This is a genomic window from Armatimonadota bacterium, assembly GCA_031460175.1.
Taxonomy (GTDB): Bacteria; Sysuimicrobiota; Sysuimicrobiia; order Sysuimicrobiales; family Sysuimicrobiaceae; genus Sysuimicrobium; species Sysuimicrobium tengchongense.
In genome coordinates this window covers 81,975-103,447 of record JAVKGW010000006.1, presented here as the reverse complement: position 1 = coordinate 103,447, position 21,473 = coordinate 81,975, and the positions used below count along the sequence as shown (strand labels likewise).

24 protein-coding genes are annotated in these 21,473 nt (G+C 68.8%); 9 read left to right on the top strand and 15 right to left on the bottom strand.

Annotated elements, in window-relative coordinates; translation table 11 throughout:
• Window positions 1-21: 21 nt before the first annotated feature.
• The gene (locus tag QN206_09360) at window positions 22-471 is read right to left on the bottom strand and encodes a hypothetical protein (protein ID MDR7615012.1); all 450 of its coding nucleotides are present in this window, start codon (window positions 469-471) and stop codon (window positions 22-24) included.
• 115 nt (window positions 472-586) lie between these two features.
• On the opposite strand from QN206_09360, the gene QN206_09355 reads away from it, so the two are divergent.
• From QN206_09355 to QN206_09340, 4 genes are all read left to right on the top strand, one after another.
• On the top strand, window positions 587-1,594 hold the full coding sequence (locus QN206_09355) for a GDP-mannose 4,6-dehydratase (GenBank protein ID MDR7615011.1): 1,008 nt from the start codon (window positions 587-589) through the stop codon (window positions 1,592-1,594).
• On the top strand, window positions 1,591-2,313 hold the full coding sequence (locus tag QN206_09350; protein ID MDR7615010.1) for a WbqC family protein: 723 nt from the start codon (window positions 1,591-1,593) through the stop codon (window positions 2,311-2,313). The genes QN206_09355 and QN206_09350 overlap by 4 nt, the downstream gene beginning before the upstream one ends.
• 130 nt (window positions 2,314-2,443) lie before the next feature.
• Window positions 2,444-3,013: a hypothetical protein gene (locus tag QN206_09345; protein MDR7615009.1), complete on the top strand. Its 570-nt coding sequence runs from the start codon at window positions 2,444-2,446 to the stop codon at window positions 3,011-3,013.
• Window positions 3,014-3,304: a transcriptional regulator gene (locus QN206_09340; GenBank protein ID MDR7615008.1), complete on the top strand. Its 291-nt coding sequence runs from the start codon at window positions 3,014-3,016 to the stop codon at window positions 3,302-3,304.
• 78 nt (window positions 3,305-3,382) lie between these two features.
• Here QN206_09340 and QN206_09335 read toward each other — a convergent pair whose 3' ends face one another.
• Window positions 3,383-4,144: a hypothetical protein gene (locus tag QN206_09335; protein MDR7615007.1), complete on the bottom strand. Its 762-nt coding sequence runs from the start codon at window positions 4,142-4,144 to the stop codon at window positions 3,383-3,385.
• 321 nt (window positions 4,145-4,465) lie between these two features.
• Here QN206_09335 and QN206_09330 point away from each other — a divergent pair, with 321 nt between their 5' ends.
• Complete coding sequence (locus QN206_09330; GenBank protein MDR7615006.1) at window positions 4,466-4,813, top strand: hypothetical protein; 348 nt, start codon at window positions 4,466-4,468, stop codon at window positions 4,811-4,813.
• A 41-nt stretch (window positions 4,814-4,854) separates the two neighbouring features.
• Here the strand turns inward: QN206_09330 and QN206_09325 are convergent, their stop codons facing one another.
• The 6 genes from QN206_09325 to QN206_09300 all read right to left on the bottom strand — a co-directional run bounded on the left by QN206_09325 (window position 4,855) and on the right by QN206_09300 (window position 11,044).
• Complete coding sequence (locus tag QN206_09325; GenBank protein MDR7615005.1) at window positions 4,855-7,092, bottom strand: tetratricopeptide repeat protein; 2,238 nt, start codon at window positions 7,090-7,092, stop codon at window positions 4,855-4,857.
• 11 nt (window positions 7,093-7,103) lie between these two features.
• Window positions 7,104-7,718 carry an EpsI family protein gene (locus QN206_09320; GenBank protein MDR7615004.1) on the bottom strand — a complete coding sequence of 205 codons (615 nt, stop codon included), beginning with the start codon at window positions 7,716-7,718 and terminating at the stop codon, window positions 7,104-7,106.
• A complete protein-coding gene (locus QN206_09315) occupies window positions 7,715-8,527 on the bottom strand; it encodes an exosortase/archaeosortase family protein (GenBank protein ID MDR7615003.1) in 813 nt (270 codons plus the stop codon). Before QN206_09315 ends, QN206_09320 begins: the two co-directional genes overlap by 4 nt.
• A 175-nt stretch (window positions 8,528-8,702) precedes the next feature.
• Window positions 8,703-9,551: a hypothetical protein gene (locus tag QN206_09310; protein MDR7615002.1), complete on the bottom strand. Its 849-nt coding sequence runs from the start codon at window positions 9,549-9,551 to the stop codon at window positions 8,703-8,705.
• Between the two features lie 146 nt (window positions 9,552-9,697).
• Window positions 9,698-9,883, bottom strand: a complete 186-nt coding sequence (locus QN206_09305) for a PEP-CTERM sorting domain-containing protein (GenBank protein MDR7615001.1) — start codon at window positions 9,881-9,883, stop codon at window positions 9,698-9,700.
• Between the two features lie 120 nt (window positions 9,884-10,003).
• Window positions 10,004-11,044, bottom strand: a complete 1,041-nt coding sequence (locus tag QN206_09300; GenBank protein ID MDR7615000.1) for a DUF3782 domain-containing protein — start codon at window positions 11,042-11,044, stop codon at window positions 10,004-10,006.
• A 125-nt stretch (window positions 11,045-11,169) separates the two neighbouring features.
• On the opposite strand from QN206_09300, the gene QN206_09295 reads away from it, so the two are divergent.
• The 4 genes from QN206_09295 (at window position 11,170) to QN206_09280 (ending at window position 14,539) form a co-directional block, all read left to right on the top strand.
• A complete protein-coding gene (locus QN206_09295) occupies window positions 11,170-11,877 on the top strand; it encodes a PIG-L deacetylase family protein (protein MDR7614999.1) in 708 nt (235 codons plus the stop codon).
• The gene (locus QN206_09290) at window positions 11,856-12,962 is read left to right on the top strand and encodes a DegT/DnrJ/EryC1/StrS family aminotransferase (protein ID MDR7614998.1); all 1,107 of its coding nucleotides are present in this window, start codon (window positions 11,856-11,858) and stop codon (window positions 12,960-12,962) included. The genes QN206_09295 and QN206_09290 overlap by 22 nt, the downstream gene beginning before the upstream one ends.
• Window positions 12,926-13,954 carry an MraY family glycosyltransferase gene (locus tag QN206_09285; GenBank protein MDR7614997.1) on the top strand — a complete coding sequence of 343 codons (1,029 nt, stop codon included), beginning with the start codon at window positions 12,926-12,928 and terminating at the stop codon, window positions 13,952-13,954. Before QN206_09290 ends, QN206_09285 begins: the two co-directional genes overlap by 37 nt.
• A 66-nt stretch (window positions 13,955-14,020) precedes the next feature.
• Window positions 14,021-14,539 carry a hypothetical protein gene (locus QN206_09280; protein MDR7614996.1) on the top strand — a complete coding sequence of 173 codons (519 nt, stop codon included), beginning with the start codon at window positions 14,021-14,023 and terminating at the stop codon, window positions 14,537-14,539.
• On the opposite strand, the gene QN206_09275 is transcribed toward QN206_09280, so the two are convergent.
• From QN206_09275 to QN206_09245, 7 genes are all read right to left on the bottom strand, one after another.
• On the bottom strand, window positions 14,540-15,679 hold the full coding sequence (locus tag QN206_09275) for a Xaa-Pro peptidase family protein (protein ID MDR7614995.1): 1,140 nt from the start codon (window positions 15,677-15,679) through the stop codon (window positions 14,540-14,542).
• A complete protein-coding gene (locus QN206_09270) occupies window positions 15,676-16,956 on the bottom strand; it encodes an aminotransferase class III-fold pyridoxal phosphate-dependent enzyme (protein MDR7614994.1) in 1,281 nt (426 codons plus the stop codon). The genes QN206_09275 and QN206_09270 overlap by 4 nt, the downstream gene beginning before the upstream one ends.
• Window positions 16,953-17,438: an NUDIX domain-containing protein gene (locus QN206_09265; protein MDR7614993.1), complete on the bottom strand. Its 486-nt coding sequence runs from the start codon at window positions 17,436-17,438 to the stop codon at window positions 16,953-16,955. The genes QN206_09270 and QN206_09265 overlap by 4 nt, the downstream gene beginning before the upstream one ends.
• A gap of 6 nt (window positions 17,439-17,444) precedes the next feature.
• Window positions 17,445-17,897, bottom strand: coding sequence for a GatB/YqeY domain-containing protein (locus QN206_09260; protein MDR7614992.1), 453 nt, complete (start codon window positions 17,895-17,897; stop codon window positions 17,445-17,447).
• Window positions 17,898-17,960: 63 nt separating this feature from the next.
• The gene (gene rpsU / locus QN206_09255; GenBank protein MDR7614991.1) at window positions 17,961-18,146 is read right to left on the bottom strand and encodes a 30S ribosomal protein S21; all 186 of its coding nucleotides are present in this window, start codon (window positions 18,144-18,146) and stop codon (window positions 17,961-17,963) included.
• Between the two features lie 99 nt (window positions 18,147-18,245).
• Window positions 18,246-19,673 (bottom strand): aminomethyl transferase family protein, encoded by a 1,428-nt coding sequence (locus QN206_09250; protein ID MDR7614990.1) that lies wholly within the window; start codon window positions 19,671-19,673, stop codon window positions 18,246-18,248.
• A gap of 77 nt (window positions 19,674-19,750) precedes the next feature.
• Window positions 19,751-21,349, bottom strand: a complete 1,599-nt coding sequence (locus QN206_09245) for a CRTAC1 family protein (protein MDR7614989.1) — start codon at window positions 21,347-21,349, stop codon at window positions 19,751-19,753.
• Window positions 21,350-21,473: the final 124 nt, after the last annotated feature.

Below are 21,473 nucleotides of genomic sequence, written 5' to 3'. Positions count from 1 at the left end.
TCATAGCTCCGAAAGCGGGTGTCAAGTCGGAACGGAGCGCTTCGAGTTCCGCCACACGAGCCACAGCGCCACCCCCACCGCCGCGGCCTGCGTCAGGAGTCCCCACGGCGGCGGGATCTCGTTCTGGTGAAGGCCAAAGGGCGGCCGCCGGAGGAAGTCCTTCGCATGCCCCGTCAGAACCCGTTCCACGTCCGGGAAGGCACCGCCCGCGGCACCCGCCAGGGCCCCGAGGGGCGAGGGAGCGAGGCGCGCGATGAGGAGGCTCAGACCTGTGGCCACCGCCACGTCCAGTACCATGGCCGGGGAGAGGGGTCGCCACCCCGTGTAGTTGGCGTGGGGGATGAGATCCAAGACCGCATGGCTCGCGACCCCTGCCGCGAAGGCGAGGAAGGGGTTGCGCATCCGCATGCCCAGGGCCGCGCCGAACAAAAGGTGCGGGGTGGCGTCCATGGCCCGCCCAGAATACCCCATCCGACGGGAGTACGCATCCCCCGTCTGATCCGGCTTCTTCCTGCATCCGGGGGATGAGCCTCCCCGGGAGGCCGCCGTATCCTGGGTTTTGAAACCCTACACCCGAGGAGGTCGGATGCGCGCGCTGGTGACCGGTGGTGCCGGGTTCATCGGGTCGCACTTGGTGGACCGGCTGCTGGAGCGGGGGGATGAGGTGGTGGTGCTGGACAACCTCTCCACGGGCCGGATCCAGAACGTCCGCCACCACCTGGAGAACCCCCGGTTCCGGTTCGTGAACGACTCCATCCTGAACCCGGCGGTGGTGGACGAGCTCGTGGAGTCCTGCGACCTCGTGTTCCACCTGGCGGCCGCGGTGGGCGTTTGGTACATCGTGCAGAACCCCCTGCAGGCCATCCAGGTGAACGTGGAGGGGACGGAGACGGTGCTGCGGGCCGCCTTCCGGCACTGGAAGAAGGTGGTCCTCGCGAGCTCCAGCGAGGTGTACGGGAAGGCGACGAAGGCGCCCCTGCGGGAGGACGACGACCGGGTCCTGGGGCCCACCACGGTGAGCCGGTGGTCGTACAGCAGCGCCAAGGCCATCGACGAGCACTTCGCCTGGGCCTACGCGGCCCAGGGCCTTCCCGTGGTGATCCTGCGCTTTTTCAACGTGTACGGCCCCCGCATCCACGAGAACGGCTACGGGACGGTGGTGGCCCGGTTCATCCGGCAGGCCCTGCTTGGCGAGGACCTCACCGTGCACGGGGACGGCAAACAATCCCGCTGCTTCTGCTACGTGGACGACCTGGTGGCCGGGGTGCTGCTGGCCTCGGAGGCTCCGGAGGCGGAAGGACAGGTCTTCAACCTCGGCAACGACCGGGAGATCCGCATCCGCGAGCTCGCGGAGCTGATCCGGGACCTCGCGGGCAGTGCGTCCCGCATCGTGTTCGTGCCCTACGAGGACCAATACGGCCAGCGGTTCGAGGACACGCCCCGGCGGGTGCCGGACCTCACCCGGGCCCGCCTGGTCCTGGGCTACCGACCCCAGGTGGACCTGGAGGAGGGGTTGCGCCGGACCATCGGGTGGTGTCGGGAGAACGGCTTTTTGCGGCACGCCCCCCCTGCGCCCGCGGGACTCCGGGGATGATCGTCGCCGCCCACCAGCCCCACTACCTCCCCTGGTTGCGGTACGTGGACAAGGTCGTGCGCAGCGAGGTGTTCGTGCTCCTGGACGACGCCCAGTACACGAAGAACGGGTGGCAGAACCGCAACAGGATCAAGACCGCGCAGGGCTGGACCTACCTCACCGTGCCCGTGGAGGATCCCTTCGGCAAACCCATCGTCGAGGTGCGCATCTGCAACCGGGAAAGTTGGCGCAGGAAGCACTGGAACGCCCTGCGCACGAACTACGGCCGGGCCCCCTACTTCCGCCGGTACGCGGAGGTCTTCGAGGCGGTCTACGCCCGGGAGTGGGAGTCCCTGTGGGAGCTGAATTTGCACCTGTTGGCGGAGATCCTCCGGGCGCTGGGCGCGGGCACCCAGCTCGTGCGCAGCTCCGAGCTCGGGGTGCCGGGCCGGGCCACGGAGCGGCTCGTGGCCATCTGCCGGGCCCTGGGAGCCGACGTCTACCTCACGGGCGACTACGCGGCCACGAACCACCTGGACGTAGGCCTCTTCGAGGAGGCGGGGATCGAAGTGCGGCTGCAGAACTGGAGCTGCCCTACGTACCGCCAGCTGTTCCCCCAGGCGGGCTTCTTGCCGGACCTCTCCGTGGTGGACCTCCTCTTCAACGAGGGAGACCGCGCCCTGGAGATCCTGATGGGCCGGCCGGACCGGCCCGTGCCCCCTGCGACCCGGATCCCCTAGAGACCCATCCCGGTAGCCGTCCTGAGCCCTTCGTAAGCCCAAGAACCCCGCTTGAGGCAGCCCCTTGACAAGTCTACGCGGATTTTGCAAATGTGTTTGTAGTACAGAGTACTCTGGGAGGTGGGAGAACATGGGAGCTGAGGAAGGGCTGGTGCGGGAAGTCCGGGAGGTGCGGGCCGTGGTGGATCGGGCCCGGCGCTGGGCCACCGCCGGCCTATTCGCCCCGTACTCCATCCTGTGGGGGCTTGTGCTCCTCGGGGGAGGGGTCGCAGAGCTGACGGGTTCCCAGGAGGTGAGAAGGGTCGCTTGGCCGATCCTGGTTGGACTGGGAGCCGTGGCGAGCATCGTCGTGGGCTGGGTGCTGGGACCTCAGGTCCGGGTCCGGGATCCCCTGTGGTGGCGGCACCCGCTCCACTGGGCCCTGGTGACGCTGGTGGCCCTCGGGCTCCCGCATCTTGCGGGGCTGGATTGGTCAGGGGAGGGTAGCCTTCTACCGCACCTTGTCTTCGCCCTGGGGTACGTGCTCTACGGGCTGTGGTGGTTCCCGGTGGCGGCCCTGGCCGGAACCGCGGCGGGGGTTGCCGTGCTGCTGGGCCACTTCCTGGCCCCCGCGCACCTGAGGCCCATCGGCGCCCTCGCCTGGGCGGTTGCCCTGCTGGCGAGCGGGCTCCTCACGGGAACCCGGTGGGGGTGGCGGTAGATGGCCCGGGATGCCCTCGCGCAGGGCACGCGGCTACGCATCATGGCCGCTTTATCGGCCCTGCCGGAGGAAAGCGCCCTGGAATTCGAGGCGCTCCGGGAGCTCCTGGGCCTCACGCCCGGGAACCTCTCCGCCCACCTTCGGGTCCTGGAAGAAGCGGGATATGTGGCGGTGGACAAAGGGTACGTGGGCCGTAGGCCCCGCACCTGGGTCCGGGCCACCCCCGAGGGCCGGGAGGCGTTCCGGGAGGAGCTGGAGACGCTGCTGGCCTTGAGCGGAGGGAAGGGATAGCGGGCCACAAACAGCTGGAGCAGGCTCTTCAGGCAGAGCCTGCTCCAGCTCTCCCCGACCAGTTCCCAGACCCAGAAACTAGGCCGCCGCGCAGGCGGGCGTGCCCTTACGCCTGAGCGAGCCCAGGGAAACGGCCCCGAGAGCCGAGGCGAGCGCGGACGCGAAGAGCAGACCCGCGGACGGCTCCGGAACTCTGGGCGTGTTCAACAGGTCCCCACTCAGGACCCGAGTGCTTGAGAACGCGTTGGGTGGACTTCCCGTAGCACTAAAGCTCAAGTTGATGTTCCCCAGGTAGAGCGTGACCCCGTCTGGGAGTCCGAAGTAGTCGGTAAGGGCCTTGAGCTTCGTGTCCACGAACGTGCCTCCCACGATCCGGAACGTATCGCCGATCTTGAACACGCTGGCGCTCGTCCAGGTCCCGCTCAGCAGCGTGGTGAGGGTATTGATGCCAAGATCCGGAATCTTTCCGACAAGGGTGATAGAACCTCCGCCCCCAAACAGCCAGGACGTCGAAGTAGACCCGATAAGGTTCCCCGTGGTGAAGTTGAGGATTCCTCCCACGATGGTTAGCGTGATGCCGCTGTTCAAAGGCGTACCCAGCCCTGTTACGTTATCCACGCTGATGTTTATGCCCACCAGCGGATTCGTTCCCCCCGCGTACGAGATGCTCGCACCCGCGGGGTGTGTCGCGTCCATATTGAAGTCGAGAACCGGCACAGCGCCAGCTACCGCTGCCCCGCCCAACACGAGAAACAGGGTGGCGAGGGCCGGCAAGGCAACCCACCGCAATCCCCGGACCACCCACGGCCCCGACTGCCGCATTTCCTTCGAGTCCCCCATGCAGACCTCCCCATCTGGAGTCGCTCGGACCGGTTTCATCCTCGCCCGAAAGCCCACCCCGGTCTCTCCTCCAAAAGGAGGATTCTCCGGGATCAATTTACGGGGGCCCCACCACCCTCGGAGAGGGCCTCAGCCTTTTAGCCCTTACAACCCCCGGGCCACTCCGGACTTCTCCCCCTGGCACCCGCACCATCGCACCGTGCTCCAGCGCCTGCTAAGAAGCCGGGACGACAGAGTTCCTCGCCCTCCCCTGCACCGGCCCCTGACCCCGCAAGACGGCCCCGGAAGGCGACCCGTGGCCTGAGGTACAATGCCTGTGAGATGCCGTTCACGGTGAAGGACTTCCAGGACCTCGTGAGGCTGCTCAGGGAGCGCCCGGAGTGGCGGGACGAGCTGCGCCGGGTGCTGCTCACCGTGGACGGCGAGGAGGTGGAGGTAGACTTCTTCGGGGAGGGGATGCGGGACGGAGAGCGGGTCGTGGTGGTGGGCGAGGTCCGCAGCCGCATCTACGGCCGGGACGTGGAGACCCTGGTGCGGCGCTTCCGAAGCCTCGCCCCGCAACTCGCGGGCCCTCCGGTCCCGGCCCTGTTCGGGTTCGTGATCCACCCCTCGGCCCGGGAAGCCGCAGACCGCACCGGGGTGCTCCTCATCGCCGCGGTGGGGAAGTGAGGACGGCGGTCCACCCTGGACTTGCGCCCGGGAGTGCAGGCTCACCTCACGGGGGCCCTCAGTTCCTCCAGTACCCGCTTTGCCTCCCCGGACTCCGGGAAGTCTCGTTTGAGGCCCAGGGCGGCCTCGAGCGCCCGCCTGGCTTCCGCGCGGTTCCCGAGCCGGTGGTGGGTCATGCCCAGGTGGTAGCGGACCGTGGGGTTGTCCGGTAGACCCCGCGCCGCCTCCTCCAGGAGCGGGAGGGCCTCTCGGAGTTGCCCCCGCCGGTAGTACACCCATCCCAGGGTGTCCGCCACATGAGGGTCTTTGGGCATCCGCTCCCTGGCCATCTTCGCCAGTTCCAGGGCCCGGTCGAGGTTCACCCCTCGGTCCGCGAGGGTGTAGGCCAGGTTGTTGGCGGCCAGGGCGTGGTTGGGGTCCACCCGCAACGCCCGCTCGTAGTAGCTCTGGGCCAGGTCCACGTTGCCCTGCTGCTCGTGGAGGTTGCCGATGAGGGTGTACAGGTGCGGGTTGCGGGGGTCCAGCCGCAGCGCCTCCTCGTACTTCCGGGCCGCGAGCTCGAACTTCCCCTTGCGGGTGTACAGCCGGCCCAGCATGAGGTAGGCTCTGGGGAGTTTAGGGTTCGCGACGGTTCCCCGGATGTAGGCCTGTTCCGCCCGCACCAGATCCCCCATCTCCTCGTAGATCATCCCCAGCACCACGTACGCGTTCGCGTGCTCGGGGGACTTCCGGATCTCCCGCTGCACTCGGGCAATGGCGAGATCCGGCCGCCCGCGGAGGATGTAGACCCGGGCGATCTCCGCGAGGGCGTCGGCGGCGTCGGGCCGGATCGCAAGCGCGACCTCGAACTCCCGCAGCGCGGCCTCGTAGTCCCTGAGCATCCGGTACACGATCCCCGCACGGATCCGGGCCGCCACGTCCTTGGGCTCCACCTCCACGGCCTTCCGGTAGGCGTCTAGAGCAGGCTGGAGCCGCTGCCGGCGCGCGTAGAAGTCTCCCAGGGCCAGGTATGCCGCCGCACTCCTCGGGAAGAGGGTCACGAGCTCCCGGAGCTCCCGCTCCCCTCGATCCGGCATCCCCAGGGCCGCGTAGACGTCCGCGAGGGCTACTCGGGCTAGGGCGAACCGGGGCGCGCGCCGAGCGGCCTCCTCCAGCTGCTCCCGGGCCCGCTCGGGCTTCCCCTGCACCAGGAAGGCCTGGGCCAGCAGGAACCGCGCCTGCACGAGATCTGGGGCCAGGAGCACCGTGGCCCGCAGGGCCTCGATCCCCTTCTCGAGCTTCCCTTCTCCCAGCCGCACCCGGCCCAGGAGGTAGTGGCCGAGGGGATCGTTGGCGTTCGCGAGGAGGAGCCTGCGGGCCACCTCCGCGGCCTCCTCCCACCGCTCCTGTAGCAAGAGCAGCTCTCCCAGCTTGATCCCGGCCGCGTTGGCGTGCGGGGCGAGGTCCCACGCCCGCCGGTAGTGGTCCATGGCCTCGGGGAGCTTGCGCCGGGATGTGTAGAAGTCCCCCAGGGCCAGAAGCGGCTCGGGCCGCCGCGGGAGGGCTTCTGCAGCCTCCGTGAGGACCCGCTCCGCCTCCTCCTGCCGGTCCGTCCGGGCGAGCAGCGCCGCGAGGGAGACCCTGGGCTCGGGAGCCTGAGGGGCACGCCGTACCCCCTCCCGCAGGATCCGCTCCGCGTCTTCCACCCGCTTTTGGGCCAAAAGCAGCGTGGCCTTCCAGACGTACGCCCGGCCGAGCTTCGGATCCAACCGCAACGCGGCGTCCACGAGCCCGAGAGCCGGCCCGGGATCCCCGCGGGCTCCCACGGCCTGGCTCAGCAGCAGGTGGCCCTTCGCGTCTCTGGGCCTGCGGGAGAGGGCGCGCCGGGCCTCTTCCTCCGCCCGGGCGGGTTGCCGGGCCGACAGGTACAGCTCCGCGAGGTCCAGCCGCGCGTCGAGGAGGTCCGGATCGAGTTCCAGGCTCTTCCGGAGGAAGGCGTGGGCCCGGGGGAGGTCTCCGATGCGGAGGTAGGAGACGCCCAGCCGGTAGTGGGCGCGGGCGTCCTGGGGCCGGACCTGCAGGATGTTCCGGTAGGCGATGATGGCCTCCCGGTACCGCTCCGCGGCGAAGAAGGTCTCCCCCTGCCTCCAGCTGCGGGCCAGCCGCGCTTGAGGGCTCCGCCACACCGCTAGCCCGGCGGTGGCCAAGCCCAGCACGCCGAGGAACACCACTCCCAGGATCCAGACCCGCCTGGGCCGGCTCGACCGGGCCTTGGATACGGGCAACGCGTCCACCGTCATCTTTCGCCTCCTCACTCGGGAAGGTGCCGCAGAAGCCCGGGAAGGACCGCCCGCAGGAACGCCTCCGCCCGGCTCAGGGCTTCTTCGGGATCTGAACGCACCGGACTCGAGATCCGCACGAGGGCCCCGTCCGACCGCCGCCCCAGAAGCGCCCGCCGCACCTGGCTCAGCCTGAGCTGATCGGGATCCTGCAGGATGCGCTGTCCCAGCTGGAACCAGTACAGGATCACCGCGGGCTCCCCCTCCTGCACCACCAGGGCCCGGTTCACCGCGAGCGTGCGACCGCCGATCTCCACGCGGTGTGTGGCCGTCTGGCGCACCTGGCAATCTCCCCAGCACGCGGCCTGGATCCGGGCCCGAGAGGAATCCCGGGCGAAGTACGCGACGTACAGGAGCACGGATGGTCCCCGGGGATCGGTGTAGCGGCGGCTCAGGTAGGCATCTGGACGCGCGCGCGAGAGGGCCTCGGGGTCGAGGGGTTCGTCCGAGCCCACCCACGGACCGATCGAGCGGGGAAACTCCGTGAGGCTCACCCGGAGGGGGACCGCGTGTCCCAGGGTGGCCTGCACCGTCACCGCGGCCAGGAAGAGACTCGCGAGGGCCGCGAAGAGCTTCGGACCGCTCACGCGGCCCTCCCCCCTCTCCCCAGGGCGGAGGAGACCCCGACCAGCATGGCCGTGGCCGCCACGAACACCATCCACCCGGAGACCGTGTGGTACGTGCCCTCGTAGATCCCCAGGGCGATGTTGCTGGTCACCCGCACCGCGTTCGCCAGGACCGCGATGGGCACCACGGAGGCCACGAGCACCACCCGCTCCCGCCACCGCTCCTGGGTGAGGTGCGCCAGCAGGATCCCCGTGGCCCCGAGGGCCACGAGGGACCGGAAGCCGCTGCAGGCCTCCGCCACCTCCAGCCGCACGTTGGGGAGGTCGATGTAGATTCCCTCCACGTACACGGGGTAACCCATCAGGCGCAGCACTTCGGTGCTGAACTGGGCCGTGAAGATCTGCAGGGGCCAGGTGAGCCGCTGCAGGAGGCCCTGCGGGAGGGGGATCATGAGGCTCAGGAACAGGATCGGGAAGGCCACCAGGCGCGCCGTCCGCCACCCCCCGAGGAGCAGGACGAGGCCGAAGAGCACCGGGATCAGGGAGGTACGGGACAGGAGCGCGATCCCGCCGGCCCGGCCGACCACCAGGGCCCCGAGCCCCAACAGCAGGACGGCCAGCCCGAGCCAAGTTCCCTCCGCCCGGGCGGCCGCGAGGGCCCTGCGCCGCTCCCACACGAGGTAGGCGGCCACCGGCGGGATGTAGTACCCGTACCCGTAGGTGGTGTCCACCGCCCACTGGGAGGCCATCTCCCGGAGGACCGGGGCATAGAGCCAACCCAGGAGGCCGACGATTCCCCCGATTCCCGCCGCAGCGCCGTAACCGCGCACTCCTCCTCCCATGACGGTCCGCCTTCCGAATAATGGCACCCCGAGCCGCCGTTCGCCTTCGTCCGAGGGGAGGATCAGGCCGGATCGTTCGGAGGAGCCTGTCCGCGGAACGCGGAGCCTGGAGGAGGCGGCAGGATCCCCGCGACCGCCGCCGGGATTCCTGCGGTCCGGCGGATCAGGCCCGGTGCTTGCGGCGTAGCCCCCCTACCGCCAGCACACCCGCGAGCGCCGTACCCATCAGGGCAAGGGAGCCGGGTTCGGAGGCACGGAGTGGAGGCGGGCAGCGCGGATCCGGCCCGACACACAGGAAGTAGCCGCTGCTCCCGAACTCCACCCACCAGGTCGCGTTCTGGAGGGCTAAGAGGTCCGCAGCCGTCAGGTTGGCGCTGTAGTTCACGAGGAACTCCAGGGTGTCCTGCACGAACCCGAGTCCACCCGCGCCGGTGAACGCTCTACTCAGCAGCCCGCCCTGCGGCCCGTCAAGCCCTGCCGGCCCGTCCCGGTTGGGACTGGTTGCGAACCGGGTCATGTGTGATGCGTTCGTCGACAGGAAGTCGAGATTACCCGTGCCGTCCATCGGCGCGTTGTTCCCAAACCCCCACTCCGCGCTCCAGTCGTCCCCGGCGGAATAGTTGAAGGGCGACTTGTCCCCCTTCCCCGTGGACCCGGTGGCGATCTTCGCCGACCCACCGGTGATGTTCTGAGAGATCGCATTGGGCGTATACCCGAAGCTCGTGAGCAGCCGGCAGGCTGCGTCGATACCCGACGTGACATTCTGGGGGCAACCTCCTGACACCCCGGTAGGCAGAGGAACGGACATCCCAAGGGTGGTCAGGTTCGTGACGACGATCTTGAGCTGGCTGAGCCCCACCTGGGTGACTTCGATCCGAGCCCTGTAACCCGCGGGCCCGCCCAGGTTGATGACGAAGGCATGGGCGGCCAGCGCGGAGGCACCGACGAGCCCGGCGATCACCCCCGCGGTCAGGGGCACCCGCCCAGCCAACCTGCGTTTGCAACGTCGCATGTCCTCCTCCTTCACCCCAAACCCTTACCTCCAGGCCGTCGGGACGTCCATCCTCCGTTTGGAGGAATGGGCCCGCTCGTCCGGTCGACCAAGCCGTGGGCTTCCGCCTCCGGAGGCTGCTTTACAGCCTGCAACGACGGAGGCCCTCACGCCCGCCGCCTCAACAGCCTCCACGCCGCGAGGGCCCCGAACAGGGCGGTGCCCATGAGGGCGAACCCGCCCGGCTCAGGGACCTCCACGGGTCGGACCTGCGCCCAGGCCGGCAGAGCGTCCGCGAGGGAGAGCAGCACCGCCGTCACCACAACCGCCGCGTATCCCGCCTGCCGCCCCATTCCAGGCCTCCTCGGGTGTTCTCGCCCCCCATTCTCCGACCTCGCCAAACCCCGGCAATCCTCCATGGGAAGGAAAACCCGGGATCAAACGGTTAAACCGCTTGGAATTCCGGGACGGGGCTAGTTTCCCTCGTCGGGGGCTTCCTCCTCGGGCTCCATCAGGAGCCGCACCCCCAGCTCCCGGGCCAGTTCCACGGCCCGCTTCGTGGCGTACGGCGCGAGGAGCACCGCCTCGAAGGGCTCGGCAAGGTGGCGGCGGGCGAACTCCACCTTCCGGACGAAGTTCAGGACGTCCTCCGGCTCCGCGAAACCCTTCACCTCCACCAGGAACCGCCGCCCGTCGTGCACGAAGGCGTCGAACTCCACCTCCTGGTTGGGTACCCCGTACAGCTCGCCGTTCACGTCCCGGATCACGAGGCGCTCCGCTGTGAGGGGGCCGACGCCCGCGAACTCCTCGATGGTGGCCCGCACGGCCTCCTCGAATCCCTTCCCGAACCGGCGGCCGAGACTCCCTAGCCCTACCTCCATCCGGCGCAGGGTTCTGCTGTGCTCGGCCAGGATCCTCGCCTGCAGCTCGAACCGGCGGTCCATCTCCCGCTGCAGGGCCTCGAACCGCCGGTCCACCGCCTCGAACCGCCGGTCCACCGCCTCGAACCGCCGGTCCACCGCCTCGAACCGGCGGTCCATCTCCCGCTCCAAGGCCTCAAACCGGCGGTCCATGGCCTCGAACCGCTCCGTGTGGAGCTGCAAGGTCCGCTCGATGGCCTCAAACCGGCGGTCCATGGCCTCGAACCGCTCCGTGTGGAGCTGCAAGGTCCGCTCGATGACCTCAAACCGGCGGTCCATGGCCTCGAACCGCTCCGTGTGGAGCTGCAAGGTCCGCTCGATGACCTCAAACCGGCGGCCGAAGTCCTCCCGGAGGGCCCGGATCTCCTCCAGCACCCGTACGAACTCCGACCGGGGACTCAGGGTCTGCTGGAGGACTCCGATCACCTCTGCCCCGAACCGGGGGTCCTCCTGCAGCAACCTGGGAAGCCTCTCCCGAAGCCAAGAGGCGAACTCCGCCTCGCTCCAGAGGGCGGCCCGCACCGCTTCCTTCCACTGGGGCTGCTGCTCCAGCAGCCGGAGCAGATCCTGCAGGTCCTCCACCGTGAACGGCATCCCGAACCATTGTACCCTGCCTCTCCCAACCCGGCCCTTCCCCGCAATCCTCCTCTTGATAGATCCAAACCCTCCGTTTGGGTAGAAGTCACTGAGCAAGGGGGCACCTACAATGGGCCGAGACGATGGAGGCTTTCTTTTCGGGCCAGAGGGTCCTCGTGATCGCCCCCCACCCCGACGACGAGGCCTACGGGTGCGGGGGCACCATCGCCAGGGTGAAGGCCGAGGGAGGGGAGGTGTTCGTGATCGTGGGGTCGGTGGGCGACCTCCGGCACTACAACGCCGAGCACCTCCTCGTCACGGCCGGCCAGCGGGTGGAGGAGCTGCGCAGGGCCATGGAGGTCCTGGGGGTGGACGGGTACGAAGTCCTCTTCGAGGACAGCCGCCACCACATGCGCCTGGACGCCGTTCCCCGCCGGGATCTCGTGACGTTGATCGAGCGAGAAGCCCGGTACAGCATCGACCGGGTGCGGCCGACCGTGGTGATCCTCCCCCACCCCAGCTACAACCAGGATCACGAGGCCCTGTTTCGGGCGGGGTTTGCGGCCTGCCGGCCGCACCTGCCGGAGGACAAACCCTTCGTGCGGCTCGTGCTCTCGTGTGACGCCCCGCAGCTGTGCTGGAGCCCCACCCCCTTCCACCCCAACTTCTACGTGGACATCTCGGAGTTCCTGGAGGTGAAGCTGCGGGCGCTCCGCTGCCATGCCTCGCAGCTCCGGCCTGCGCCCCACCACGGGAGCTTGATGAACGTGGAGCGGCTTGCGCGGCTGCGGGGCGCGGAGGTGTCCGTGGAGGCCGCGGAGGCGTTCGTATGTCACCGCATGGTGCTGTAGTCCAGCACTCCCGTCCCACCCTGGACGAGGCGGACGTCCGGGCCGTGGCCGAGGTCCTCCGCTCGGGCCAGATCGCCCAAGGGGAGGTAACCCGGCGGTTCGAGGAGGCGGTGGCCCGGTTCGTGGGCGTGCGGGGCGGGGTGGCCACGAGCTCCGGGACCGCGGCTTTACATCTCGCGCTGGTGGCCCTGGGGGTGGGGCCCGGGGACGAGGTGATCCTGCCCAGCTACACCTGCGTGGCGTTGCTGCAGGCGGCCCGGTACGTGGGCGCAACCCCGAAACTCGTGGATCTGGAGCCCGACGGCTACAACCTCTCCGTGGAGGAAGTCCGGCGGGTCATCACCCGGCGCACCCGGGCCCTCCTGATCCCCCACATGTTCGGGTTCGCCGCGGACATCGAGGCCCTCCGCGGCCTCGAAATTCCCGTGATCGAGGACATCGCCCAGGCCCTGGGCACCACGGTGAGGGGCCGTCCCGTGGGGTCCTTCGGGGACGTGGCGGTCTGCTCCTTCTACGCCACGAAGGTGATCACCACGGGCGAGGGCGGGATGGTGCTCTCGAACTCCGACCTGCTGCTGCGGCGGGTGCGGGAGATGCGGGACTACGACGGCCGGCGGCGCCTGGGGGTCCGGTTTAACTACAAGATCACGGACTTCCAGGCTGCTCTCGGGCTGTCGCAGGTCCACAAGCTCCCGGCCCTCTTGGACCGCCGGCGGCGGCTCGCGGTCCGTTACGCAGAGCGGGTTCGGGCCCTGGGGCTGCGGCCTCCGACCGTGCGGCCCGGAACAAACCCCATTTTTTATCGGTACGTGGTCGCGGTCCCAGATGCGGCCAAGGCCCGGGAGGCGCTGCGGGCCCATGGCGTGGAGACGAGTCCCCCGGTGTTCTGGCCCCTCCACCGGTACCTGGGCCTACCGGGATTCCCGCGCACGGAGCAGGCGTACCGCACCGCCCTCTCGATCCCCCTCTATCCGTCGCTGCGGGAGGAGGAGGTGAACCGGATCCTTGTGGCCCTGGAAGCCACGTTCACCGCACGGGAGAGGCACAGGTGGCGGGCGTACTCCTTGCCTTCTTCTGCGCGCTAGGGCTGGCACTCCTGGTCACGCCCGCGGCCGCGTGGGCGGCCCGAAGGCTCGGGATCCTGGACCTCCCTGCGCCCCGCAAGCTCCACCGCACGCCGACGCCGCTCCTGGGCGGGGCGGCGGTCTACCTGGCCTTCAGCTCGGCCACCCTGATGTGGGCGCGGCCCGTGAACGACCTGCACGTGATCCTGCTGCTGGCGGGAGCCGCGGCCTTTGCCCTGATCGGAATCGTGGACGACGTGCGGGGCGTGGGGGCCGCGAAGCTCGCGGCGGAAGCCGCGGTGGTGGTGCTCATCGTGGGGCTGGGTGATTTCCGGATCGGGCTTCCCTGGCCGTATGCGGGCCACCTCCTGGCCGCGGGCTGGATCGTGGGCTTGGCGAACGCCCTCAACTGCCTGGACTGCGCGGACGGGACGGCCTCCGGGGCCGCGGCGGTGAGCGCGGTGGCGCTGGCCCTCCTCGCCATCTTCCTCCACCGGTGGGCGGTCGCCACCACGGCCGCGGCCCTGGCCGGGGCGTCGTTGGGGTTTCTGCGCTACAACTTCCCGCCCGCCCGCATCTTCCTCGGGGACTCCGGAAGCCTCATGCTGGGGTTCCTCCTGGCAGCCCTGAGCGCGGCGCTGGCCACCAGCCTGGACTCCGCCTGGGAGATCCTCGCCCTGGGCGTGATCCTGGCGCTCCCGGCCTGGGACTTCCTGCTGGTGCACTGGCGGCGCTACCGGAAGGGGCTGCGGAACCCCATCCAAATCATGGTCTCCACCGGCAAGGACCACCTGCCTCACCGGCTGTTGCATTCAGGGCTGCGGCCGCACGAGGTGGTGCTGCGCATCTGCGGACTCAGCGCGGTGCTGGGAGCCGGAGGGTTGGGGATGGCCCTGTGGGGATCGGTGGGTGCCGCGGTCTCAGCGGCCATCGTGGGCGGGACGACCCTCGTCCTGAACTTCGGGCGGCCGGAGCGCGTAGGGCTGAACGGGGCCAGAACACGGAAGACCTGAGCCGGGTTTTTCTCCAAAAACCTGAAGGACGGAGAGGGCCCGAGTGGGAGTGCGGGAGGGGCGTCCATGAATGCGCCAAGACGCGTGACCAAGCTCCAGCATCCTCCGAATCCCGGCCTCGCCCGCACCCTCGCGGACCTCGCACACGGCCTGCGGCTGATGGAGGGGCGGCTGCTCCGGGCGGTGCGACAGGCGGCCAAAGGTGATACGACTCCGGAAGTCCTCATCCAGGATCTCCGGGATCTCCTCCTTGACCTATCTCGATCTTACCGCCGGGCCCTGGAGCTCGTGGACCGCCGGGACCTCCTCTTCAGCCACGAGCAGAAACTCCGGCAGATCCTCCAGCACCACGTGTGGCTTTACCGGCGCATCCACCTGGAGCAGTTTTTCCTGAGCAAGTTGCGCCTGGAAGCCCAGCTGCGGGCCATGATCTCGGAGGAAGCCTTCGAGGTCTACCAGGACCTCCAGGGCATCGATGAGATGGAGCGGGTGTTCCTGCTGAAGACGGACCAAGAGGTACAGCTCGCCCTCCGGGAAGGCTCCCAGGACGACCTCTGGGGCCCTCCCCTCCTGACCTCCCGGTAGTCACGCCCACAGGAGGCGTGGGATGTCGCCCGTGAGCACCTCGCACCCCTCCCGGGTCACCACCACCTCCTCCTCGATGCACGCCCCGCCCCGGCCCGGCAGGCAGACGGAGGGCTCCACGCACAGCACCATCCCCTCCTCCAGCCGCACCGCGCTCCCGGGCCGGAGGTAGGGAGCTTCCACGGTTTCCAGCCCGATCCCGTGGCCGAGGAACGTCGAGGCATGCCCGCCCAAGCCCGCCTCCTCGTAGGCCCCCAGAGCCGCGGCCACCACCTCATGCACCTGAACCCCCGGGCGAATGCTCTCAAGAGCCCGGGCCAGGGCCCGCTGGGTGGCCTCCAGGAGCACGCGCTGCCAGGGCAGCGCATCGAAGCCCACCAGGGTTGTGCGCAGGACGTCGAAGTGATAGCCCTCCCGGGCACCCACGAGGTCCAGGAGCACGAGATCGCTCTTGATGAGCCTGCGGTCCGTGGCGGGCGGCCAGCGGGTGGTCCACGCGCTCCACGGACCGGAGTGCACCCGGAGGTACCGCACGAAATCCGCGCCGGCCCGGAGGGCCGCGGCAACCCCTGTCGCGCAGACCTCCTGTTCGGATGTTCCCGGGAGGCACGCCGTACAGGCGGCCACGAGCCCCTCCCGGGCGCACGCCACGGCCCGCCGCAGCAGATCCACCTCCGCAGCACTCTTGCGCCGGCGCAGGGACCGGAGGAGGCCGTCCGCGGGGATCGTCTGGAACCCGGCTTCCTCCAGTCGACGGGCCATCTCCAGGGGAGCCACGTCCGTGCCCACGACTCCGACCTCCCCCGCAGCTCGCTCCCGGAGAACCTCCACCAGCGCCCCCCACAGGTCCGGACCCACCCGCACCTCATCCGCCACCACCTCCTCGGCCCGGTAGCGGGGCGTGTCCACGAGGAGCACCGTCTCCCGGTGGTCCAGGACCACGGCCGCGTATCCCATCCCGGCGATGGGGGGCTCGGCCTCGGAGGTGGGGAAGGGAGGGAAGTGGCCGCTGAGATAGGCCACATCTCCGGGCCGCTCGTAAAACGGCCCGGAGACCACCACCAGGGCCCGCAGTCCCGAGCTCCGCATGCCCGCCCGGACGCGTTCCTGTCGTTCCCGGTACTCCTCCCGCGGGATCATCCGGCAGATCGGAGGCTCTCCAGCATCTCCCGCGTGGCTCCCAGGGCCGCGTCCACGCACGCCAGGGCGGTTCCGATCTGCTCCCGGGTGATGACCAGGGGTGGGGCGATGCGGATCACCTCGGGCCGGTTGAGGGCGAAGTAAAAGATCACTCCCCGCCGCAGGGCCTCCGCGGCACACAGCAACGCCACGTCCGGGTCCACGAATTCCACTCCCAGGAGCAGGCCCTTCCCGCGCACCTCCCGCACGAGGTCCGGATAGCGGTCGGCAAGGGAACGCAGGCCTTCCAGCAGGAACGCGCCGAGATCCGCGGCCCGCTCCGGCAGACGCTCCTCAAGCAGAACCCGGATGGTGGCGATGGCTGCCGCGCAGGCCGCGGGATTCCCCCCAAAGGTGGAGGAGTGCAGGTAGGGATCGGTGGCGAAGGCCTCCCAGAGGTGGGGGCGGGCCACGAACGCCCCGATGGGCATCACCCCGCCCCCGAGTCCCTTCGCCAGGGTGAGGATGTCGGGAGTGATGCCCGCGTGCTCGCACGCGAACATCCGGCCCGTGCGGCCCATCCCGGTCTGCACCTCGTCCACGATGAGGAGGATCCCTCTGCGGTCGCAGATCTCCCGCACCCGGCCGAGGTAGTCGTCCGGCGGGATCCGCACTCCGCCCTCCGCCTGGATGGGCTCCACCAGGAAGGCCGCGGTATCCCCGTCAATGGCCTCCTCCAGGGCCTCGGGATCTCCGAAGGGGATGTGCCGGAACCCGGGCACGAGGGGCTCAAAAGGCTTTCGGTACTTCTCCCGGCCCGTGGCGGAAAGGGCCCCCAGGGTCTTTCCGTGGAAGGCTCCCTCCGTGGCGATGATGCCGGGCTTCCCGGTGGCCAGGCGGGCCAGCTTGATGGCTCCTTCCACCGCTTCCGCGCCGCTGTTGCAGAAGAAGGCGTAGCGGAGGTCTCCGGGCGTGATCTCGGCCAAGAGCGCCGCGAGCTCCGCCTCCGACCGCCGGGGCAGGGCCCGCACGGACATGGGCATGCGCTGGATCTGCTCCACGACCGCCTGGACCACCCGCGGGTGCCGGTGGCCCAGGACGAAGACCGCGGGGCCGCCGGAGAAGTCCAGGTACTCCCGGCCGTGGACGTCCCGGACCACCGCGCCCTCGGCCTCCCACTCCAGGGTCTCGATCCCCGCGAACCGCCACAGTTTCACGAGCCCCGGGTTCACGTGCTCCGCGTATTTCCGGAAGGTATCCTCCACCAGGTCCGCGGTTCCGATCGCAGGCTCCCTCACGTCTCCGCCTCCTGGGCCTTCAGGATCTCCCGGGCTCGAAGCAGGATCTCGCGCGTCTCCCTGTACCTTACCCGCTCCACCGCCTCGTCCAGGGGAACCCAACGGGCTTCCACGAACCCCTCCTCCGCCTGCGGCCTGGGCTCCTCTCCGCCCAGCCACTCCAGGAGGTAGTAGCGCACGGTCTTGTCGTAGAAGGTCTTCTCCGGGGGCCAGTAGAACCGATAACGTTCCTCGCCGAGGTCTGCCACCAGCCGGAGGTTGTGTACTCCGGCCTCCTCCCCCACCTCCCGGCGGGCAACCTCCTCCTCCGTCTCCCCTGCCTCCACGGTCCCCTTGGGGAGCATCCACCGGCCGTTGCGGTGGAGGAGCAGCAGGACCTCCGGGCCGGAGGGACCGGGACGGAACACCACCCCGCCCGCGCTCACCGCCCGCTTCCAGCTCCGCGATTTGGGGACCGACCGCCGCAAGCGCTTCCTGGTCATCCCCGGCTATGGTCCGGACCCGAGGGCCTCCCGCACCAGACGTTCCACGTCCCGGCCCTCGGCCCTGCCCCGAACCTCCCGCATCACCGCTCCGATTACCCGGCCCGCGTCCCGTTCCGTGCGGGCTCCGAGCTTCTGGATCGCCTCCTGCACGATCCTCCGGAGTTCCTCCCTGGAGAGCGGGGCAGGGAGGTACTCCAGGAGCACCGCAAGCTCCAGCTCCTCCCGGTGGGCCATCTCCTCCCGCCCGGCCCGGCGGAAGGCCTCGATGGCCTCCTTCCGGCGCCGGGCTTCGAGCCGCAGGACCTCCTGGGCCTCCTCGTCCGTGAGGGGACGGCCCCGCTGGATCTCCGCGTTGTGCAGGGCGGCCCGGGCGAGCCTCAGGGTGGAGACCCGAATCGTATCCCTCGCCTTGAGGGCCTGTTTGAGATCCTCTCCCAGCCGTTCCAGAAGGGTCATGGTCAAAAAAACCGGGCCCCGAACGAGTTCGGAGCCCGGAAGCTGTGCGATCGGGGCGGCGAGCTACCTGGACTTCGCCTTCTGCTTGCGGGCCCGCTTGGCCAGCTTGCGGCGCCGCCGGTCACTGGGCTTCTCGTAGTGCTCATGCCGCTTGGCCTCCACGAGGATCCCCGACCGTTGGACCTCCCGGCGGAACCGCTTGAGGGCGCTGTCCAGGGACTCGTCCTTCCCCACGCGAACCGTGGCCAACCTCACACCTCCTTCCGGGAACCGAACTCCTGGGGCGCTCTCGCCGACGGCTCATTTTAGCACCGCGCGGGAGGAGCCGTAAAGGGGCCCGGGGACCTGCTAGCGTCCGGACCGCATGGCGGCCCGGTACTGCCGGGCCGCCTGGCTGATGGGGACCGGAGCCACCGTGGCCCGGATCTCCACGGGGACGTGCGGTTCCACCCACGCCGCGCTGCGAGCACCTCCGCCGTCCTCGCCCCACACGAGGACCACTTCCGTCCCGGGCTGGCTGTAATCCGCGTCGACCACCGCCAGAGCCACCACCGCGCGCTCGTTTGAGGTGTAGCCAGCATACAGGGAGAGACCCACCGGCTCCCCCCGCGGGCTCAGGACCCTGTCGTATTGCCAGGTGGCGTAGTGAAGCCAGGGGAGATCCAGGTACTTCGCCATCGGCCCCGGGCGCAGGAGAGAACCGAAGACCTGGGCGGTGTCCTCCGGGTGCCAGACGAGGGTCACCTTCCTCCGATGCCGCTCCCGGGCCCGCTCCTCCAGGGCGAGCCGCCCCACGAAGTCGTGATCGAACCGGAGAATGTGCTCGAATCCCAACTCCCAGGGGGTCAGGTAGTAGTCCTCGATGCGGGGCGAGTAGAAACTCCCCCCCAGAGATCCCCTGGCCTCCTGACCGGTGGCCGGAAGCCACTCCCGGTAGGCGCGCAGGTCAGGGCTGGTGTAGATGGCGGGAAGTGGATTGGGGACCCACCCGGACTCCAGCCCGCCGCTGGAGAGGTACGCGAGGGAGCCCACCTCCCGGAGGCCGAACTCCCTGCCAGCCTCCACGAGGGCAGTCCGCACCACCTCTCGGTCCTCCCACGGGCCCGAGAGCTCCATGCCCGGGACTCCTGCCATACTGTGCCGCAACGCCCGTACCCTCCGCCCCGCGATGACAAGCCACGTCCAGTGGAAGAACTTCACCTCCGGCAGCGGCCCTCCCGTGGCCTTCTCCAGCAGGGCCAGGGCCTTCGGACCCTCCACCTGGAACCGGTACTCCGTCCGCCGTCCGGTGGGGTTCACGGACCATGCGGGGTCCCGCTCCACCCGAACCCGGTACCCGCCGGTCTCCGCGTGGTAGGTCACCCAGTTCTGGACGACCTCGGAGCCGACCAGCACCGCCGAATCCTCTTCCAGCCCGTAGAGGATGTTGTCCCCGATCACGTATCCTTCCGGGGAGCACGCCACGAACTGCTTTGCCCGGTTCGGGCCGAAGTTCCGGAAACTGTTGATGGCCAGACTTTCCAGCAGCCGCAGGGCATCCGGCCCCCTCAGGGACAGGTTGCTCATGTGAAACGATTGGTCCAGGAGGGCCACGGACTCCCGCCGGGCCCGCTGTTCGTCCCGCCAGTTGGTGAATTCCGGCGGCAGGACCGCGGGCGGAAACAGCTGAAAGATGGCCCGCAGCGCCCCCTTGGGATTCCGGTACAGGTGATCGACCAGACTCGGCACCCGGTCCAGGAGCGTCTGCAGACTCTCCACAGGTGCTGTCGCCCCCATTTTCTCCCTCCTCCGGCCCGCATGCCCGAACGATGGAGGATTTTTGACCCCTCGACCGGAATTCCCTGCCGCCCCCCTCACCGCCTCACCAGGTGGTACCGGTTCCGGCTAAGGTAGGTCCGGGTCACAGCCCCGTCCGACCACTGGATGACCACATAAGGTCGGTTCGTGCACCCTCCCAACCCCACGTGGATCGCCCGCGTGTTCTGGGCCAGATGATGCGTGTCGTTCACCACTTGCCGGACGTGGGTTTTCCCGCACGCCTCAACCGTAACACGACTCCCCAAAGATCTCCTGCCCTGTACGATCACCCCGATCCAGTTCCCGGGATTCTGGGTCACGTTGCGGTACACCCGCACCCGCTCCACACCCCCGGCAGGCTTGAACCAGGGCGTGTAGGAAACCACAAGATCCAGCCGGCCATCCCGGTCGTAGTCGACGACCGCAGCCCCGCCACCTCCCGCGCAGTGATCCGCGGGCCGAGAATCCGCCCGCTTACCCACGCAAATTCCGCCGTCTAGTCCGACCTGCCTGGCCATTTCCACGAATGTCATATTGTCGTTGCGGAAGAACAGATCCGGAGCCTTGGTCGTCCATCCATCCGGCGTCTGCGGACCCGAACCTTCGACCGTGACGAAGAGATCCGCATCCCCATCGTTGTCGGCATCCAAGGCAGCAGTGCTGCGCAGGCGCACCCGATTCGAAGCCGCTGCCTTAGTGGAATCGGCCATCCCATCATTGTGGACCGTGGACCCGTTGTTGACGAAGATCCGCACGATCTGTGTCAATCCGGCATCCGAATGGTCAATGAGCCCGTCCCCGTTGTAGTCGGCCCAGGCGAGGTCGTTGCTGTAGGCGTTGAGGTCCGCAATAGGCCGGTATACTCCCGTGTGGACATCGAAGAACCCGCCGCCTTTATTGAGGATCCAGCGGCCCAGATTCCCCCCTGCAGAACGGCAGTCCATGCCTCGGACCCCGTTGAAGTCATAGCAACCCAAGCCCCAGGGATCAATGTTGCTTGTGGGGTATTCCGTGTCCTTGAAGCCCCGTTCCGCCGCGGCCTCCCGATAACGAAAGCCCCCCAGATTCAGGTACAAACGGAAGACGGGAGTCCCCCCGCTCCCGTACACCTCCGGGGCCTTTTTGTTCTGGAGGAGAATGTCGGGCCACCCGTTCCCGTCTACATCCGCACAGGTGTACCCGTGGAACACCTTGCTGTGCCGGGTGTCGTACCCTTCCACGGTCACCTGCCGGCTCACGTCGGTGAAGTGGGTGCCGTCGTTCCGGAGCCACACGTCCAGATTTCCGGTCATGCGCTCCGGATGTCCCAAGGGGAATTCGTCGTCCATCCCGGTGCCCAAAAGCAAATCCTCATCCCCGTCGTTGTCGAAATCGCACCACACCGCCGCATGCCGGTGCTCCGTGTCCTCATCAATAACCGGCAATTTGTAGGTTTCGTCCACGAATCGGCCTCCCGTATTCCGCAGGAGATATCCGGATTGAGGCCGCCCGTGAATGTTCTGGTGCTCTACGGTGTGGACCATGCTCATCTCATTGATGTAGAGGTCGTCCCAGCCGTCCCCGTCGTAGTCCCCCACCGCAATGAAGCCCCAGGATTGCCCGTGGCTCTCACCGTAAAGAGGTCGGACCGGATAGGGGAAAACCTGATCCGTCACGTCCTGAAATTGAATACTCCCGACATTCTGAGAGAAAACAGGGGGAATCCCCTGTACCCCCAGAAATGCAGCCAGAACCGCAGCACAGATTACCCGTACTGGTCGCATGGCCTCACCTCGTCCC

Bases quoted from the DNA above. Each gene is read 5' to 3' on its own strand.
- QN206_09360 (MDR7615012.1), bottom strand. From the start codon at position 471: ATGGGGTATTCTGGGCGGGCCATGGACGCCACCCCGCACCTTTTGTTC.
- QN206_09355 (MDR7615011.1), top strand. From the start codon at position 587: ATGCGCGCGCTGGTGACCGGTGGTGCCGGGTTCATCGGGTCGCACTTG.
- QN206_09350 (MDR7615010.1), top strand. From the start codon at position 1,591: ATGATCGTCGCCGCCCACCAGCCCCACTACCTCCCCTGGTTGCGGTAC.
- QN206_09345 (MDR7615009.1), top strand. From the start codon at position 2,444: ATGGGAGCTGAGGAAGGGCTGGTGCGGGAAGTCCGGGAGGTGCGGGCC.
- QN206_09340 (MDR7615008.1), top strand. From the start codon at position 3,014: ATGGCCCGGGATGCCCTCGCGCAGGGCACGCGGCTACGCATCATGGCC.
- QN206_09335 (MDR7615007.1), bottom strand. From the start codon at position 4,144: ATGGGGGACTCGAAGGAAATGCGGCAGTCGGGGCCGTGGGTGGTCCGG.
- QN206_09330 (MDR7615006.1), top strand. From the start codon at position 4,466: ATGCCGTTCACGGTGAAGGACTTCCAGGACCTCGTGAGGCTGCTCAGG.
- QN206_09325 (MDR7615005.1), bottom strand. From the start codon at position 7,092: ATGACGGTGGACGCGTTGCCCGTATCCAAGGCCCGGTCGAGCCGGCCC.
- QN206_09310 (MDR7615002.1), bottom strand. From the start codon at position 9,551: ATGCGACGTTGCAAACGCAGGTTGGCTGGGCGGGTGCCCCTGACCGCG.
- QN206_09305 (MDR7615001.1), bottom strand. From the start codon at position 9,883: ATGGGGCGGCAGGCGGGATACGCGGCGGTTGTGGTGACGGCGGTGCTG.
- QN206_09300 (MDR7615000.1), bottom strand. From the start codon at position 11,044: ATGCCGTTCACGGTGGAGGACCTGCAGGATCTGCTCCGGCTGCTGGAG.
- QN206_09295 (MDR7614999.1), top strand. From the start codon at position 11,170: ATGGAGGCTTTCTTTTCGGGCCAGAGGGTCCTCGTGATCGCCCCCCAC.
- QN206_09290 (MDR7614998.1), top strand. From the start codon at position 11,856: ATGTCACCGCATGGTGCTGTAGTCCAGCACTCCCGTCCCACCCTGGAC.
- QN206_09280 (MDR7614996.1), top strand. From the start codon at position 14,021: ATGAATGCGCCAAGACGCGTGACCAAGCTCCAGCATCCTCCGAATCCC.
- QN206_09275 (MDR7614995.1), bottom strand. From the start codon at position 15,679: ATGATCCCGCGGGAGGAGTACCGGGAACGACAGGAACGCGTCCGGGCG.
- QN206_09265 (MDR7614993.1), bottom strand. From the start codon at position 17,438: ATGACCAGGAAGCGCTTGCGGCGGTCGGTCCCCAAATCGCGGAGCTGG.
- QN206_09260 (MDR7614992.1), bottom strand. From the start codon at position 17,897: ATGACCCTTCTGGAACGGCTGGGAGAGGATCTCAAACAGGCCCTCAAG.
- QN206_09250 (MDR7614990.1), bottom strand. From the start codon at position 19,673: ATGGGGGCGACAGCACCTGTGGAGAGTCTGCAGACGCTCCTGGACCGG.